This is a genomic window from Gordonia rhizosphera NBRC 16068, assembly GCF_000298195.1.
GTDB lineage: Bacteria > Actinomycetota > Actinomycetes > Mycobacteriales > Mycobacteriaceae > Gordonia > Gordonia rhizosphera.
Genome location: NZ_BAHC01000048.1, coordinates 1 through 16,123, shown reverse-complemented (window position 1 = coordinate 16,123; position 16,123 = coordinate 1). Strand labels below are relative to the sequence as shown.

The window sequence follows — 16,123 nt, the reverse complement described above, 5'->3', positions numbered from 1 at the left end:
GTCTCATCCCACCGAGGTGTTCAGTGCCCGACCGATGATGCCCGTGAGGGCGTTCACGACATTGTCTCCGCTGACAACGGTATAGAGCACGGCGCCGAAGGCGGCCGCGGCGATGGTCCCGATGGCATATTCTGCCGTGCTCATCCCTGTGTCATCGGCGACCAGTCGCGTCACCGCGGCACCGGCGCGCGTCATCGGTCGATGAAAGATCCTGTCCAGCATGATGTTTGTGACCTCCTGTCGTGGCACGATGTGTGCTGTCTACTTGGACGTTTCAGGGCCCCGAACGGATCCAACGATTTCGTCTGCACGTCCGATCATCTACCGAGTACGGTGCCGGCGAGTCCGATCACCACCGGCACGATGCCCAGGCACACGAAGGCGGGCAGGAAGCACAGGCCCAACGGCCCGCTGATCTTCACGCCGGCACGTTCGGCGGCGGCCAGCGCGTCGTTGTCGGCCTGCCGTCGGGTGGTCTCCGCGAGTTCGGCCAGCCCACGCGACAATGACGATCCGGATCGGGCCGACCGCCGCGCCAGCACCGCCAGCGCCTCGAACCGTTCCGCGTCGAGATCGTCGGTGCGCGTGGATCGTCCGGAGGCGTAGCGGGGCGCGAACCGGCGCCAGGCGTGTTCTGCGTCAGCGCCCAGTGCCAGGAGTTCCGCTGTCGCCGACAACGGCTCGCCCAGACCGGGTGGCGCGGTCCGCGCCACGATCTCGACCGCCGACGCGACCGGTAACCCGGCACCCAGGCACACGGCCAGCTGATCGAAGCTGGCCGCGACCGCGAAGGGATCGTTCCGACTGTGAGTGCCATGGGTTTCCAGGGTGTTCCACCGTTCGGCTCCCGCGGGGTCGATGACCCGCAGCAACCACCAGCGGGGAGATGGCCACCACCACACCGCGGCCGCGACGAGGAAGACGGCGACCAGGGTCGGCGTGCTCACCCGCTGACCACCCGATCGACGATCCGGTCCGACCAGGCCAGGCCGGCCAGTGCCAGCGCGGTACCGACGACCAGCAGGGCGCCGCCGGCACGCGTCCCGAGCAGGATGCCCAACGGGTGGGCACCGATCAGCTCGCCGAGCGCGACACCCACGGCCGGCAACCCTGCCAGGACCGCCGCGGTCGCGCGGGGACCGGCCAGTCCCGCCCGTGTGCGGTCCGCGAACTGCCGGCGCGCGAGCAGATCCGCCCGCACCGATTCCAGCAGTTCCACCATCGGCAGGCCGTACCGGTCGGCCATCTGCCATGCGACCCCGATCCGCTGCCACGACATCGCGCTCGTCGTGTCGATGCCGTCGGTGTCGGGCACGACATCGCCGCCGAGCTCGGCTCGGCCCGCCATCGTGGCCAGGCCCCGCGCCACCGCCGAATCGGATCGCGCCCCGAGTTCCCGTGCGGCCGAGGTACAGGCGTGGGCCGGCGGCGCGCCCACCGAGAGCTCCGCGATCATCACCGCCAGCGCCTGCAGCAGGTCTGCCGACTCCGCGGCTCGCCTCCGATCCCGGGACCGGCGCCGCCATCGCCAGGTCAACGCGGCCGCGATCATGCCGGTCGACGCGGCGGCGGCCACCGGGAGGACGACCAGCGCGACGACCGGGGCCGCACCGGCGGCGAACCACCGCCATGAGCGGCGGCGTGGGGACCGACCGGTGTCGGCGAGCCACGCCAGACGGATCTCGGCGCGGGTGGCGGGACACCACAGCACCCCGACCGCGAGCGCGCCCAGCAGAAGGGTCACGGATCCGGCCGTGCCTGCAGCAGGCGCTCGAAATCGGTCATGGCATCAGCGAAGCCGACGTTGCGCATCCACAGCGGCCGGATCTTCACGAAGCCGTCGTCGCCACGCGAGACCAGCCCGATCTCCGCGAGGCCACGCGACCCGCCCGTCGTGCGTGCGACGCCGAGCACGATGTGCACCGCGGCCGAGAGCTGGCTGTGCAACGCGGCCCGGTCCATCCCGCCGAGCGCGGCGAGCGCCTCCATCCGGGCCGGCACCTCGGCGGTCGAGTTCGCGTGCAATGTGCCCGCGCAGCCTTCGTGCCCGGTGTTGAGTGCGGTGAGCAGGTCGATGACCTCCGCACCGCGCACCTCCCCCACCACGATCCGGTCCGGCCTCATCCGCAGCGCCTGCCGGACCAGCGCGCGGACCGGAACCTCCCCCACCCCTTCGACATTGGGCGTGCGGGCGACCAACCGCACGACGTGCGGGTGGGGCGGGTCGAGTTCGAGAGCATCTTCGACGCACAGGATGCGTTCGGTGGGGTCCATCGCACCGATGAGCGACCCGAGCAGTGTGGTCTTGCCCGAGCCCGTACCGCCCACGATCAGGAACGCCAGCTTCGCCCGGAGCATCGACCGCAGCACACCGGCCGCATCCGCCGGGATCGCACCGAGCCTCACGAGATCGTCGAAATCGATGGTGGCGGTGCGCAGTACGCGCAGCGAGATGCACGTCCCATCGGTCGCCACGGGCGGGATCACGGCGTGTAACCGCACCGTGTGTCCCCGTTTGCCGACATCGGCGAGTTGCCCGTCGACCCAGGGCTGCGCGTCGTCGAGGCGCTTGCCGGCGCTCAACGCCAGACGACCGGCCAGCCGTCGGACGGCCGCCTCGTCCTCGAACCGGATGTCGGTGCGCTGCAACCCGTGTCCGCGGTCGGCCCAGACCTGATCGGCGCCGACGACGAGGATGTCGGCGATGTCGGGCTCGGCGAGCAGATGCTCGAGCCGGCCCGCACCGATCAGCTCGGTCTGCAGGAACCGCAGCGCGGCCAGCAGATCCGTGTCGCCGAGCAGGCCCCCGGACTCCGCGCGAATCGCATCGGCGATCACCTCGGCGGTCGGTTCCACGGCCAGCGCCGCGAGGCGGTCCCGCACCCGGTGCAGGAGCGCTTCCTGCCCGCCGGTCATGCCGCAGGCCGATCCGCGGTTCCGATGCGCCCACGGATGGTCCGCGCGGCACGACCGAGCGGACTGCGCGGCGCGGCTCGTAGCCGTCCCGATTCCATCCGGGACGGCAGTGCCGGGTCCGCCCGATACGCGGTGATGAGGGGCAGCCCGATCGCGTCGGCGACCTCGACGGCGCGCAGACCGCTCGGCGCCGGACCCCGAACCGCGACCTCGGCTGTCACGGCGCGTTCCGCGATCCGTGCGGCGACCCGGCGAGACGCCGCGACCCCGGGCAGTGACGCCGTGGTCACGAGTACGACGAGATCGACCGAGTCGAGGATGGCATTCGTGATGGCCTCGAACGTCCGGGGCAGATCCACGACCACGAGGTCGCCGTCGACGCGGGCGGCGTCCATGGTCGCCGTCACGGCGTCGACCCCGATCCGGCGCGCGTTGTCCCGCTGCGGGCACAGCACCGACAGATGGTCGTTCACCTGCGGCAGCGCTCGGTGCAGCGACGATGCGCGCACCGCACCGCCCTCGAGAGTCAGGTCCTGCCAACGCAATCCGGAACGCCCCTCGATCCCCAGGGCGAGGTCGATGCCCGCCCCGTACTCGTCGACATCGAGCACCAGGACCCTCGACGACTCGGATGCGACCGCCGCGACCGCAGCCGCCAGGGTCGTCGCGCCCGCACCGCCGTGGCCGCCGATCAGCGCGAGCGCGCCCGCCGTGCCCCGGCTCGGTGACCGGAATCCGGTCAGCACCCCCACCAACCGTGCCTCGTCGGCCGGCAGGGTGATCATCTGGTCCGCGCCGAGATTCATCGCCGATCGCCGGATCTCCTCTGCCGGTTCGTGATCGGTCACCGCGATGACCCCGTCGCGACCTGGCGGCCCGAGCCCGGCGAGCACCCCGATGGCCTCGACGTCGACGATCACGACACCGGCGCGCAGCCAGTCGCGTCGACAGTCGGCCGCAGGGGCGGTCCGAATCCGGTATCCCGCGGCGGCCGCGCACCGCGCGACGTCCTCGCGCAGATCGGGGCCCACGAGGGCGAGGAGTTCATCGGTCATGGGCCCATCGTCACGTGCGGATCTGCGCACGCCACCCGCGTAGTCCGGCGAGGGCAGGATCTGTGGAATTCTCCGCGTTTGTGGATGAACCGCGTGCCTTGCGAATGTCCGGCGAGATCCACGGTTTTCGCACCGGTCGCGGCCAGTACACGGTCGATGAACCGCGACAGCTGCGCCGCACCGGTCTCCATCCGGGTCATTCCGCCGATCGCGGACACCGGCCGGGCCGTGCCGGGCAACGCTCCGTAGGTGGGTGCGAACACGCAGTACCCGCGGTTGGCGAGCATCGCGACGTAGGCACCCCAGTTGGTCTGCTGTGATCCGCCGGTGCCGTGGACCAGGACGACCGGACGCGGATGGCGTGCGGTGGGCCGGCACGAGAAGTCGTTGGATCCGGGGAGCGACCCACCGCGATGAGCGAGCTCGGCGGGAATCCCCGCCAGGAAGCTGTGGGTCTCCGGTAGCGGATCCCGTGGCACCGCCTGCGCGACTCCGGAGCCGAGGATCGCGAACACGCAGGTCATGGCCAACGCCATCGTCTGCGCCGCAGCCCTCGATGCGCTGTTGCGGAGGCTTCTTCGAGTGACAGACATGCGAACCCCTCCCCAGGTGTCATTGATCCGCCCACCCCCAACCCGGCAATTGCCTGGTTGGGCGAATTGGTTTTCAGCGGACCGCACGCACAGCGCAACGACATGCGCCACGAGGGAGAGAGAAAAAGACCTCCAGATAGAGGACGACCCCGGCCAGGGGGGGAGGAGGCCGGGGTCATCGCGTTTCAGCCCCGGGGGGTCGGGCTGAAAGGCACCGGTATCAACCGGTTGAGACCGACTATACACAGCCTGCCGGAATTCGTGCAACCACAACCAACCGGCCCCGAAGATCACGTTTCCGCATCACTGCCTGCGGATTCACGCAGCAGCAACGTTGCATCGACGCTACCGGCGAAACGCGGCAAACCCGTAGGCTGGCGTCGTGACGGACATCTCACCGGAGACGCCGCAATCGCAGCAGCCCTCCGAGCGGACCGATCGCTCCTCACGCATCGCCGCCTTCTTCGACCTGGACAAAACGGTCATCGCCAGGTCGAGTGCCCTGGCGTTCTCCCGGCCCTTCTTCGACCAGGGGCTCATCAACCGTCGGACGGTCCTCAAGTCCAGCTACGCCCAGTTCCTGTTCCTCCTGACGGCCGCCGACCGTGACCAGGTCGAGACCCTCCGTCGCCAGGTCACTGACATGTGCCGTGGCTGGGAAGTCGAACAGGTCCGCGCGATCGTCGAGGAGACCCTGCACGACGTCGTGAATCCGCTGGTGTTCGCCGAGGCGGCCGAACTCATCGCCGGTCACCGGGCCCGCGGTCACGACGTGGTGCTCATCTCGGCGTCGGGGATCGAGATGGTCGGCCCGATCGGGGAGCTGCTCGGCGTCGACCACGTCGAGGCGACACAGATGGAGATCGTCGACGGTCGCTACACCGGCGAGCTCGAGTTCTACTGCTACGGCGAGAACAAGGCGACGGCGATGGCCGCACTCGCCGCGGTCCACGGCTACGACCTCTCGCAGTGCCACGCCTACACCGACTCGATCACCGACCTGCCCATGCTCGGGGCCGTCGGCAACCCCGTCGCGGTCAATCCGGATCGGCAACTACGACGACACGCGGCCGAGGTGGGATGGCCGGTCCTGCGCTTCGATCGTCCCGTTCCGCTGCGCACGCGCATCGGGTCAGCGTCGTCGCGGATGGTCGCCGCGCTGCTGCTCGGGGTCGGCGTGACCACCGGTTTCCTCGCTCTGCGTTCACTTCTCGGCCGCCGACGCCGGCCCGCGGGCTCCTGACGCAGTCCCGCCGACACCGGCGGCGGGTGGTGCGAAAGACCCTTGCTGTGATCGCAGTCACGGTGTACAAAAGAGCTACGGAAACTCGGAAGGCAAAGTTCGATCCGGAAGAGAAGGAGCGAACCCCCACGCCGAGCACTTCCCAGCACGGGCGGCAAGTACCCACGCGGAGCACAAGCCGCATAAAGGCAAAAGCGTTGTGCGCCTGCGACATCGCAGATCGGCACGGAACATTCCAGGCAGTAGGCACACGGGCCGTAGACCACAGAACCCGAGGAGTTCTGGGTCGGGCCGGACGAATCGATCCGATCGGGACGAGCGTGAGTTCGCCAGACGGAACGAATCGATCCGAGGATGCTCGACTTCGCTGCACGGCACCGAAATCGAATGCGCCACACTGGAACAGACCGGGTCGGCACGCGGTCCCTCGCCGAGGCGATCCCCACAACCCACCAAGCACGCTTGGTAACTTGGGTCCGTGCTACGCGGGCGGCAGCGTGACCGGTGACACGGTCTCGGTGGCCGCCCGCAGTGCGTTGCAGGGCCCATCTTGTGAGGGCGCTGTTGCCCGCCGCTATCGGGCTGTCATCCCGCGCGTGCCGCATCGGCGATGGAACGCGCTTCGGCCGCCCCGGCCTCGAATGCCTCGCAGCACAGGACGATCCAGCGACCGATACCCTCGGCGTCGCCCTCGCCGAATCGCGCCGACAGTGTCCGGTATTCATCGAGGCGCCGCAGCCAGGTGACCTCGGGCACGCCGAGATTGTGAGGGTCCAGTCCTGACGAGGTGCACACCAGACGAGACGCCGCGCGCGCGACGACACCGTTCGCGGTCGGGAACGCGCGCACCCCCAGGAGTTCGCCGTGGACGACGGCGGCCAGTACCGGCGCCGGAACCGACGTCGCGCCGGTGATGAGTTGCCCCAGCAGATCGAGTCGGGCGGCCACGCCTGGTTCACCGCTCGGGCGGCCGAGATCGTCCGGGTCGGTCACCAGATCGGCCGCCGCCAGCATGTGCAGTCGGGCTATGGCCTGCGCGGGGGCGCGCCGGAACACCCCGGTCAGCTGGTCGAGGGCATCCCCGTCGAGCGCCTGCGCGACGCGCATCGCACCGGCCAGGATCGGGTCGTCGAAGTCGCCGTCGCGGCGGAGTTCGACGCTGCCGCCGTCGATGGCGGCCGAGGATCGGCCCGCCCGCCAGGAGGCCTCGGTCGCGGTTTTGTCCCAGCCCCGCAGATTCGCGGGATGCCGGTGCACCGCGCTCAACGCGTCACGGGCCCGATCGGCGGCATCGGCGACACCGGGAAGAGTCAGAAGCGGCGCCAGCGGGTCGTCGGTCATGGGTCTCCACGATAATGATCGGTGTGTCCTGCCCCGGCTTGCGGGGACCGCTCGCACCGCTCGTCGCGCCCATCCGACCACTCACCGCGGATCCGCGGTGGTCGGGCGGATAGGCACCTGCAACGGGCTCCCAACGTGACTACCCTCACAATGAGAACCCGGTATGAATGCACGTCACGTTGTATCACGCCGTTTTGTCCGTCGATAGTGAAAGGCTCATCTGACCGATGTCTTCCGCCACCACCTCGTCTGCAGCCCAGGGGTACCCGCCTTCGGAGGAATTCGCCGCGCAGGCCAATGCCGGCGCACAACTGTACGACCGGGCCGATGCGGATCGCCTGGCGTTCTGGGCCGAGCAGGCACGTCGTCTGGACTGGGCGACCGATTTCGACCAGGTCCTCGACTGGTCGGATGCGCCGTTCGCGAAATGGTTCGTCGGCGGCAAACTCAATGTCGCCTACAACTGTGTGGACCGCCACGTCGCCGCCGGCAAGGGCGACCGAGTAGCGATCCACTGGGTCGGTGAACCGGGCGATTCGCGCGACCTCACCTACGCCCAACTCCAGGACGAGGTATCCAAGGCCGCCAACTACTTCACCGCGATCGGCCTGGTCGCCGGCGACCGGGTGGCCATCTACATGCCGATGGTGCCCGAGGCGCTGATCTCGATGCTCGCCTGTGCCCGCCTGGGCCTGACCCACTCGGTGGTGTTCGCCGGCTTCTCCGCCGGCGCGCTGCGCTCCCGCGTCGACGACGCCGAGGCCAAACTGGTCATCACCACCGACGGTCAGTACCGCCGCGGCAAGCCCGCCCCGCTCAAGGCCGCCGTCGACGAGGCGCTGGGCACCGGCGCCGACGCCGCCGCCTCGGTGGAAAAGGTGCTGGTGGTACGTCGCACCAACCACGACGAGAACCTGCCCTGGGTCGACGGGCGTGACGTGTGGTGGGAGGACACCGTCGCCGAACAGTCCCCGCACCACGAACCCGAGGCCTTCGACGCCGAACACCCGCTGTTTCTGCTCTACACCTCGGGCACCACCGGCAAGCCCAAGGGCATCGTGCACTCCTCGGGCGGCTACCTGACCCAGGCCTCCTACACCTTCCACTACGTGTTCGACCACAAGGAAGGCCGCGACGTCTTCTGGTGCGGCGCCGACATCGGCTGGGTGACCGGACACTCCTACCTCGTCTACGGCCCGCTGTCCAACGGCGCCACCGAGGTCGTCTACGAGGGCACCCCCAACTCCCCCAACGAGCACCGGCATTTCGAGATCATCGAGCGCTACGGGGTGACCGTCTATTACATCGCCCCGACCCTGATCCGAACCTTCATGAAGTGGGGTCGTGAGATCCCCGACGCCCACGACCTGTCGAGCGTGCGGCTGCTCGGCAGCGTCGGCGAACCGATCAATCCCGAGGCGTGGAAGTGGTACCGCGAGGTCATCGGCGGCAACAAGGCCCCCATCGTGGACACCTGGTGGCAGACCGAGACCGGCGCCATCATGATCTCCCCGCTGCCTGGGGTGACCGTCACCAAACCCGGCTCGGCCATGGCGCCGCTGCCCGGCATCTCGGCCAACATCGTCGACGACCACGGCAACCCCGTTGGCGCCGGCGAGCAGGGCTACCTGGTGCTCGACAAGCCGTGGCCATCCATGCTGCGCGGCATCTGGGGCGACGACGAACGCTACCGCGAGACCTACTGGTCACGCTTCGCCGAACAGGGCTGGTACTTCGCCGGTGACGGCGCCCGCTACGACGACGACCACGCCCTGTGGGTGCTGGGCCGTGTCGACGACGTCATGAACGTCTCCGGACACCGCATCTCCACCGCCGAAGTCGAATCCGCCCTCGTCGGACATGCCGGGGTCGCCGAGGCCGCCGTCATCGGCGCCGCCGACGAAACCACCGGCCAGGGCATCGTCGCCTTCGTCATCCTGCGCGAAGGCGTCATCGACACCGGCGAAGGCCTCATCGCCGAACTCCGCGAACAGGTGTCGGTCGAGATCTCCCCGATCGCCAAACCCCGCGAGATCAACGTCGTCCCCGAACTGCCCAAGACCCGCTCGGGCAAGATCATGCGACGCCTCCTCAAAGACGTCGCCGAAGGACGCGAACTCGGCGACACCTCTACCCTCGTCGACCCCTCGGTCTTCGAGGCCATCCGGCAGCGTAAGGCCTGACCCCAGGCCCAGGCCCAGCCTCCCAGCCCACACCACGGCCGTCGAGTGGGCGTCGTTTTTGCCTCGAGTGGGCGCTCGCCTCGGTGAGCCGAGCACTCTCGACGAAAAGCGGCGCCCACTCGACGAAATTCGGCGCCCACTCGACACGAGACATCTCCCCGCCAACGTCGGTTCGGCCGAAGGCATGGCAACATAAGCTCTCGACACCGAGCAACGGAGGATGCTGTGAGCCGCAACGAGCCCGGCCAACCCGCACAGACGACGGGGACGGTCCCGTCGATCCCGCTGTCGGACCCGAACCTCGGCCGCAATGGTGAGCCGTCCATCGGGAACCTGGTGAAGGACGCGACCGCGAGCGTGTCGACCCTGTTCCGGTCGGAGGTGGCCCTCGCCAAGGCCGAACTCGTCGGGGAGGCGAAGAAGGCCGGCGCGGGTACCGGCCTGCTGATCGCCGCCGGCGTGATGGCGCTCTACTCGAGCTTCTTCTTCTTCTTCTTCCTCGCCGAACTGCTCGACATCTGGATGCCGCGGTGGCTCGCGTTCCTGATCGTCTTCCTGCTGCTGGTGCTCGTCACCATCGTCATGGCGATCGTGGGTTACGTCTTCTTCCGCAGGATCCGGGGTCCGGAGAAGACGATCGCCAGTGTCAAGGAGGTGCAGGCGGTCCTGCCGGGCAGCCACTCCACCTCCGCCTCGACCGCATCACCGGCGGGTTCGTCTCCGACGCCCTCGTCCCGCGCTTCGTCCCCGGCACCGGCGTCCTCGTCGGACCATCCGGATATCCCCCGGGCGCACGATCCCCGGCGGGGGTGAGCCTTGGCGGAGCCGCCCGACCCGTCGAGCGTCCGGATACCCGGTGACTGGCACCATTTCGACGTCCGCGCCAACGGGGTCCGGTTCCATGCCGTCGAGGCCGACGGTCGATGGCTGGCGGACCGCCCGCTGATCCTGCTCTTGCATGGTTTCGGCGAGTTCTGGTGGAGTTGGCGCCATCAGATCACCACGTTGACCGACGCCGGGTTCCGGGCCGTCGCCGTCGATCTGCGCGGCTACGGCGACACCGACAAACCTCCCCGCGGCTATGACGGCTGGACCCTCGCCGGCGATGCGCACGGTCTGGTGCGTGCGCTCGGGCACACCGACGCGACGCTCGTCGGCCACGCCGACGGCGGCCTGGTGTGCTGGGCCGCCGCCACCCTGCATCCGCGCATCGTGAACCGCATCGCCGTGATCGCCTCCCCCCATCCACGGGCTCTGCGGCACGACGTACTCCGCGACCGCGGCCAGCGGTCGGCGTTCCTGGGCGGATTCCTGCGCAACCAGCTGCCCCGCATGGGTGAACGACACCTGACCCGTCGCGACGGCGCCTTCATCGAGGAGTACTTCCGCGAGCGCGCCGCCACCGGATGGATCGCGACCGACGACTTCGCCGAAGCGGTCCACCACAACCGCGCCGCGATCCAGATCCCCTATGTCGCGCATTGCAGCCTGGAATACCAGCGCTGGGCGTTCCGATCGCAGTTCCGGCCCGACGGCGCGCGTTTCATGGAACTGATGGACCGGCCGCTGAGCATCCCGGTCCTCGGGCTACGCGGCCGGCAGGACCCCTACATCCTCGATCATCTGATGACCGCGAGCGCCCAGTGGGCGACCGACATGGTGCCCCGGCAGGTCGAAGGCAGCGGACACTTCGCCCACCAGGAGCGGCCGGACGTCGTCAACGAGCACCTCGTCGACCTGATGGGCACCGATCCGGCCTGATCGTCACCGGCGAGACTCAGGCGTGCACACAGGACTGGGTGCTGACCCGCGCCGACCGGGTTTCCGACGCGACGAGATCGGACTGCACCTGCTTGGCGGTCAACACGAACCCGGTCTGATCGGTGGTGTCCTCCGCGGCACCGAACACCACGCCGAGAACATCCCCATCGGAATTGACCATCGGTCCGCCCGAGTTGCCCTGCCGGATCTGGCCGCGCACCGTGTAGACCTCACGCAGGATCTGGCCGGTGCGATAGATGTCGGGTCCCGACAGGTTGATGGTGTCACGCACGCGGACCGCGGTAGCCGCGAACGGTCCGGCTTCCGGGTAGCCGAGCACGATGGCGTCGTCACCGGAGTTCGCCGGTCCGTCGGCGAACTGCAGGGCGGGCGCGTCCAGACCCGGCACGTCGAGGACCGCGATGTCGTTGTCGCTGTCGAACAGGACAACCCGTGCGGCGAGTTCTTGTCCTCCCGGCGACGACACGACGAGCCGACGGGTGCCGGCCACCACATGTGCGTTGGTCATCACCCGTTCCGGTGACACCACGAATCCGCTGCCTTCCAGCGCCTGCCGACAACTCGGTGCGGTGCCGTCGATCTTGACCACGCTCGGCCGGACCTGCTCGACCACAGGCAGTTGCAGCACAGTCTCATCGGGGGGTGCGACGTTGGCGACCGGGGTGCGGCCGAACGGTCCGATGACCTGCGGGAGCCCCGAATTGTCCAGCAGCGCACCGAAATCGTTGGGAAGGTCGCGCAGCCACTGCGGCGCCACCGAATCCACCCCGCCGAGCACCCGGGAGTCGCGGACCGCCGCGGAGACCTGGGAGTCGGAGACACTGGTCAGCGGGATGGCGAGCAGCCAGGCGGCGACCAGCACGGCCAGCACCTGCAGCACGGATCCGACCACGCTGTCGACGCGACGGACCCCCCGCGACCGGATGCCGCTGCGGGCGGCCCGCCCCAGGACCATGCCCGACACCTCACCGACGATGATCAGCCCGACCAGCAACACCACCCCGACGAGCAACCGCACCGTGCGATCGGAGAAGTTCGAGATGACGTGCGGCGCGAGGAGGATGCCGGCGATCGCGCCGAGGATGACGCCCAGGAACGCCAGCGCGGAGGCAACCGCGCCCTGGCGGTAACCGCTGCCGGCGGCGAGCAGTGCGATGACCACGACGATGAGGTCCACCCACGCCGAGCCGCTCACGGCCGTTCCTCCTCGCCGTGACCGCCACCCTCGATCAGGCGATGCATCGCGTCGGAGAGGACCGCCGCGGGCCCGACCGTCTGGGCGCTGCCGGCCGCGGCGATTGCATCGTCGAGCGGCCGAACGTCGGTGGCGTCCCACGGGACATCCCAGCCGGCCGCTTCGCTGATGGCCGCGATCAGACCACCGGTGAAGCCCCACACCAGCAACCCGTCGACCATGAACGCCGGTCCGCGGTAGGCCCGGGCGCCCAAGATGTTGCGCTGCACCTGGAAGCGGTTCTCCGCTGCCAGCAGCGTCCGCAGGTTGACCCGGGCGACCCGGGCCGTCTCACCGGTGTCCATCACCCGGACCTCGCCCGGGGTCCGCCAGTGCGCCAACACCGGCATGACGTCGAATCCCGAGACCGGGACCGGGAACGACGGCAGGTTCGCGAGGACGTGCACCCCTTCGGCCAGCAGTCCGGTCTCCTCGGTGGCCTCCCGCATCGCCGTACCGATCGGGTAGTCGTCGCCGGGGTCCATGGCTCCGCCGGGGAAGGCGACCTGGCCGCTGTGCTGGCGCAGCGTCGAGGCCCGTTCGATGAGAAGGACGTCGGCGTCGGACGGCAGCCCACCGGGATGGTCGGGCGCGGAGCCCCAACTCCCGGCGATCAGCACCAGGACCGCCGCGTCACGTTTGCGGCCGCCCATCACCGACGCCCATCGGTGACGATCCCCGCCCCGGCCGAGTACCGACTCCCGCACCGCCTCGACGTTGCCGGTCAGCCGGCGCATCCACGGCGGGATCTGCGACGACGGCACGAGCGGCCCGATCGGCGAGCGAGATAGATCGTCACCCGGCGGGTGGTCACGGGCCGTGTGGTGCTCCCCCGTGTGGCGGCCGCTCACGTGCTCACCCCGAGATATTCGCGGACCGCCGCGGCGACCTGATCGGGGTCGTCGAAGATCTCCGGCAGCACCTTGGCGACGGTGCCGTCGGGACGCACCAGGACCGTGGAGGGGTAGACGCGGGGTGCGCCGAGGGCCGCGGCGATACCCGCATCGGCGTCGAGGACCACCGGCAACCTGACTCCGTTCTCGGACAGATACTTCAGGACAAGGTAGGGGTTGTTGGCGCCTTCGCGGGCGTGGACGGCCAGGACGTTCACCGTGCCGGCGGCTCGCTGCGCGTAGTCCTCCATCACCGGCAGTTCGTGCCGGCAGGGCAGGCACCACACCGCCCACATGTTGACGACCAGCGGTTTCCCGGCCGTGCCGGCACCGACGTCGTAGGGCCGTCCGTCGGCGAGACACGGCTCGGTGACCCCGGCGAGCACCGACTGCGCCGCAGGGGTCAGTCCCGTCGCCGGGCAACCCGGCAGCGCCGCGGACTGACGGGCCTGCGCGAGCTGCGCATCGTCGACCTGCGCGTCGGTCGCCCGCGGCCCCGACACGGTCACCCCCGACATGCTCGACCCCGACGGTGCGTCCGCACCTGAGCCCCGCGGCCAGATCGCGACGACCAGGCCGATCATCACGACGACGAACACCAGCGTCCACCGCACCGATGCCGGGAACCGGCTCGGCGGGCGCGAGGGTGGATTCGGGGCGCTGTGGTCGGCTTCCGACGGTGTCGACTCGGCGCCGGTCGGGGTCTGGTTCACGGCGCCGCCAGCCCCGCCAGCCCGAGAAGATGCTCGGTCTCCGGCCCCTTCACCAAGCGGGCGGCCTCGGCTTTGTCCATCGGGCCCGCGCCGACCGACGGGCACTCCTTGGCCAGGATGCAGACGCCGCATGCCGGTTTACGCGCATGACAGACCCGACGCCCGTGGAAGATCACCCGGTGGGACAGGTCGGTCCATTCCTTGCGTTCGATGAGCTCGCCGACGGCGTGCTCGATCTTGACCGGATCGGTCTCAGCGGTCCATCCCCAGCGACGCACCAGCCGCGAGAAGTGGGTGTCCACGGTGATGCCGGGCACACCGAAGGCATTGCCGAGCACCACGTTGGCGGTCTTACGCCCGAACCCCGGCAGCGTGACCAGGTCTTTCAGCGTGTTCGGCACCTCGCCGTCGTACCGCTCGAGCAGGGCCTGCCCCAGGCCGATGATCGAATTCGCCTTGTTGCGATAGAACCCGGTGGATCGGATCATCTCCTCGAGTTCGACCCGGTCGGCCTCGGCATACGAGCGCGCGGTGGGGTACTTGGCGAACAGCGCCGGCGTGACCTGGTTGACCCGCACGTCGGTGCACTGCGCCGACAGGATCGTCGCGACGGACAACTCCAGCGGGGTGGTGAAATCGAGCTCACAGTAGACGTGCGGAAACGCGACCTGCAGCATCCGGTTCATCCGCCGGGCACGGCGCACGAGTGCGAGGTGGCTCTCGGCACGCCCCGCAGGCCGGGGACGTGTCCGCGATTCGGGGGCCGGGATGTCCCTGGTCTTGCGTGCGCTCACCTGATTCAGGTTAGCCAGGTCTGCGCGCGCCGACCGACGGAGTCCGTCCGCGGGGCACCCGTGAGACGTAGGTCACGGACCATCTTGAGCGTTGGTAACAAGTTAGTGAAGGCAACCGTTCTGGTTGGCAGAAGCCGGATCCGATTGTGTTTACTGGTGCGCATGCAAGGTCTCGCCACGTTGCTGTTCCCAGCCGTCCTGATGCTTTTCGCACTAGCGATGGAGAAGGTGCAGAACCGAATCGACCGCCTTGCCGTCTCTCGCGACCACGTCGAGGAGTTCCTGGAGTCGGGCGGTGCCGACCACGTGGACACACTGGCCACACAGGGTTTTCCCGCCGCGCTTGACGAATTGCGCAGCCGCCGCAGCAAGAACGGACACGGCACGTCCGATTCGTCAGACGCGTTGTCGACGTCACCGCAGCGTGCGAGCTGATCGGCGGCAGCACAAACCGACCGGGCCGACTCGCCGGAATGGTCCGGCTCGTGACCCATCCAACACTTATGCTTGACCCGAGAGTAGCGTTGCACAGGGTAACCACCACCCGTCCGCCGCGCCAGAGGCGCAGCTGACGCAGGTGGTGGTGTTGTCACGCGAGTGGTTTGGACGAGAAAGGTTCCATAGGTGGAAGACGTACTGGCGAGGGCGGGCATATTTCAGGGTGTCGAGCCCTCGGCCGTCGCGGCGCTGACCAAGCAGCTACAACCGGTCGATTTCCCTCGCGGGCACGTCATCTTCCACGAAGGCGAACCCGGTGACCGGCTCTACATCATCCTGTCCGGCAAGGTGAAGGTGGGTCGGCGTTCTCCGGACGGCCGGGAGAACCTGCTGACGATCATGGGACCGTCGGACATGTTCGGTGAACTCTCCATCTTCGACCCCGGACCGCGGACCTCGTCGGCGACAACGGTGACCGAGGTGCGCGCGGTCTCGATGGACCGTGACGCGCTGCGCGCGTGGATCAAGGATCGCCCCGAGATCGCCGAGCAGCTCCTGCGCGTTCTCGCGCGCCGCCTGCGCCGGACCAACAACAACCTCGCCGACCTGATCTTCACCGACGTGCCGGGCCGTGTGGCCAAGCAGCTGCTGCAGCTCGCCCAGCGCTTCGGCACCCAGGAGGGCGGCGCGCTGCGCGTCACCCACGATCTGACCCAGGAAGAGATCGCGCAGCTCGTCGGCGCGTCCCGAGAGACCGTCAACAAGGCGCTCGCCGACTTCGCCCAGCGCGGCTGGCTGCGTCTGGAGGGCAAGAGCGTGCTGATCGCCGACTCCGAGCGACTCGCGCGACGGGCTCGCTGACCTTCCTCCTCCGGCTTCATCTGCGTTCTCAACGTTCTCAAATTGAGATCACCGCACCCTCCGCCGCAGTCGTAACG

Annotated in this window: 16 protein-coding genes and 1 pseudogene; 6 read left to right on the top strand and 11 right to left on the bottom strand. The window is 69.0% G+C overall.

Translation table 11 applies throughout. The features are described 5' to 3' along the window. Positions 1-3: 3 nt before the first annotated feature. The 6 genes and pseudogenes from GORHZ_RS04825 to GORHZ_RS04800 form a co-directional block, all read right to left on the bottom strand. A complete protein-coding gene (locus GORHZ_RS04825; protein ID WP_006330899.1) occupies positions 4-222 on the bottom strand; it encodes a DUF4244 domain-containing protein in 219 nt (72 codons plus the stop codon). Between the two features lie 95 nt (positions 223-317). Beyond that, entirely contained in the window at positions 318-947 is a 630-nt protein-coding gene (locus tag GORHZ_RS04820; RefSeq protein WP_006330897.1) for a type II secretion system F family protein, read from the bottom strand. Continuing rightward, a complete protein-coding gene (locus GORHZ_RS30530) occupies positions 944-1,744 on the bottom strand; it encodes a type II secretion system F family protein (RefSeq protein ID WP_006330895.1) in 801 nt (266 codons plus the stop codon). Before GORHZ_RS30530 ends, GORHZ_RS04820 begins: the two co-directional genes overlap by 4 nt. Beyond that, on the bottom strand, positions 1,741-2,916 hold the full coding sequence (locus tag GORHZ_RS04810) for a TadA family conjugal transfer-associated ATPase (protein WP_006330894.1): 1,176 nt from the start codon (positions 2,914-2,916) through the stop codon (positions 1,741-1,743). Before GORHZ_RS04810 ends, GORHZ_RS30530 begins: the two co-directional genes overlap by 4 nt. Then, complete coding sequence (gene ssd / locus GORHZ_RS04805) at positions 2,913-3,971, bottom strand: septum site-determining protein Ssd (protein WP_006330892.1); 1,059 nt, start codon at positions 3,969-3,971, stop codon at positions 2,913-2,915. The genes GORHZ_RS04810 and ssd overlap by 4 nt, the downstream gene beginning before the upstream one ends. Before the next feature lie 92 nt (positions 3,972-4,063). Then, positions 4,064-4,507 (bottom strand): annotated as a pseudogene (locus GORHZ_RS04800) (esterase/lipase family protein); the annotation flags it as partial. Between the two features lie 439 nt (positions 4,508-4,946). On the opposite strand from GORHZ_RS04800, the gene GORHZ_RS04795 reads away from it, so the two are divergent. Beyond that, a complete protein-coding gene (locus GORHZ_RS04795; RefSeq protein ID WP_006330890.1) occupies positions 4,947-5,807 on the top strand; it encodes an HAD family hydrolase in 861 nt (286 codons plus the stop codon). Between the two features lie 585 nt (positions 5,808-6,392). Here the strand turns inward: GORHZ_RS04795 and GORHZ_RS04790 are convergent. After that, the gene (locus GORHZ_RS04790; RefSeq protein WP_006330889.1) at positions 6,393-7,148 is read right to left on the bottom strand and encodes a Fic family protein; all 756 of its coding nucleotides are present in this window, start codon (positions 7,146-7,148) and stop codon (positions 6,393-6,395) included. Positions 7,149-7,375: 227 nt separating this feature from the next. Between GORHZ_RS04790 and acs the strand changes: the two genes are divergently transcribed. The 3 genes from acs (at position 7,376) to GORHZ_RS04775 (ending at position 11,092) form a co-directional block, all read left to right on the top strand. After that, positions 7,376-9,331: an acetate--CoA ligase gene (gene acs / locus GORHZ_RS04785; RefSeq protein ID WP_006330888.1), complete on the top strand. Its 1,956-nt coding sequence runs from the start codon at positions 7,376-7,378 to the stop codon at positions 9,329-9,331. Positions 9,332-9,556: 225 nt separating this feature from the next. Continuing rightward, complete coding sequence (locus GORHZ_RS04780) at positions 9,557-10,144, top strand: phage holin family protein (protein WP_006330887.1); 588 nt, start codon at positions 9,557-9,559, stop codon at positions 10,142-10,144. Positions 10,145-10,147: 3 nt separating this feature from the next. After that, on the top strand, positions 10,148-11,092 hold the full coding sequence (locus GORHZ_RS04775) for an alpha/beta fold hydrolase (protein WP_006330886.1): 945 nt from the start codon (positions 10,148-10,150) through the stop codon (positions 11,090-11,092). A 16-nt stretch (positions 11,093-11,108) separates the two neighbouring features. Here GORHZ_RS04775 and GORHZ_RS04770 read toward each other — a convergent pair whose 3' ends face one another. From GORHZ_RS04770 to nth, 4 genes are all read right to left on the bottom strand, one after another. Next, positions 11,109-12,308, bottom strand: a complete 1,200-nt coding sequence (locus GORHZ_RS04770; protein ID WP_006330875.1) for a MarP family serine protease — start codon at positions 12,306-12,308, stop codon at positions 11,109-11,111. Next, positions 12,305-13,084, bottom strand: a complete 780-nt coding sequence (locus GORHZ_RS04765; RefSeq protein WP_006330873.1) for an NUDIX hydrolase — start codon at positions 13,082-13,084, stop codon at positions 12,305-12,307. Before GORHZ_RS04765 ends, GORHZ_RS04770 begins: the two co-directional genes overlap by 4 nt. A gap of 110 nt (positions 13,085-13,194) precedes the next feature. Continuing rightward, complete coding sequence (locus GORHZ_RS04760; protein WP_006330871.1) at positions 13,195-13,953, bottom strand: TlpA family protein disulfide reductase; 759 nt, start codon at positions 13,951-13,953, stop codon at positions 13,195-13,197. After that, positions 13,950-14,639, bottom strand: coding sequence for an endonuclease III (gene nth, locus GORHZ_RS04755; RefSeq protein WP_245551349.1), 690 nt, complete (start codon positions 14,637-14,639; stop codon positions 13,950-13,952). The genes GORHZ_RS04760 and nth overlap by 4 nt, the downstream gene beginning before the upstream one ends. 270 nt (positions 14,640-14,909) lie before the next feature. On the opposite strand from nth, the gene GORHZ_RS04750 reads away from it, so the two are divergent. Beyond that, positions 14,910-15,182, top strand: coding sequence for a hypothetical protein (locus GORHZ_RS04750; protein WP_040530221.1), 273 nt, complete (start codon positions 14,910-14,912; stop codon positions 15,180-15,182). Positions 15,183-15,371: 189 nt separating this feature from the next. Continuing rightward, a complete protein-coding gene (locus GORHZ_RS04745; RefSeq protein WP_006330855.1) occupies positions 15,372-16,046 on the top strand; it encodes a Crp/Fnr family transcriptional regulator in 675 nt (224 codons plus the stop codon). The last annotated feature ends 77 nt before the right edge of the window (positions 16,047-16,123 follow it).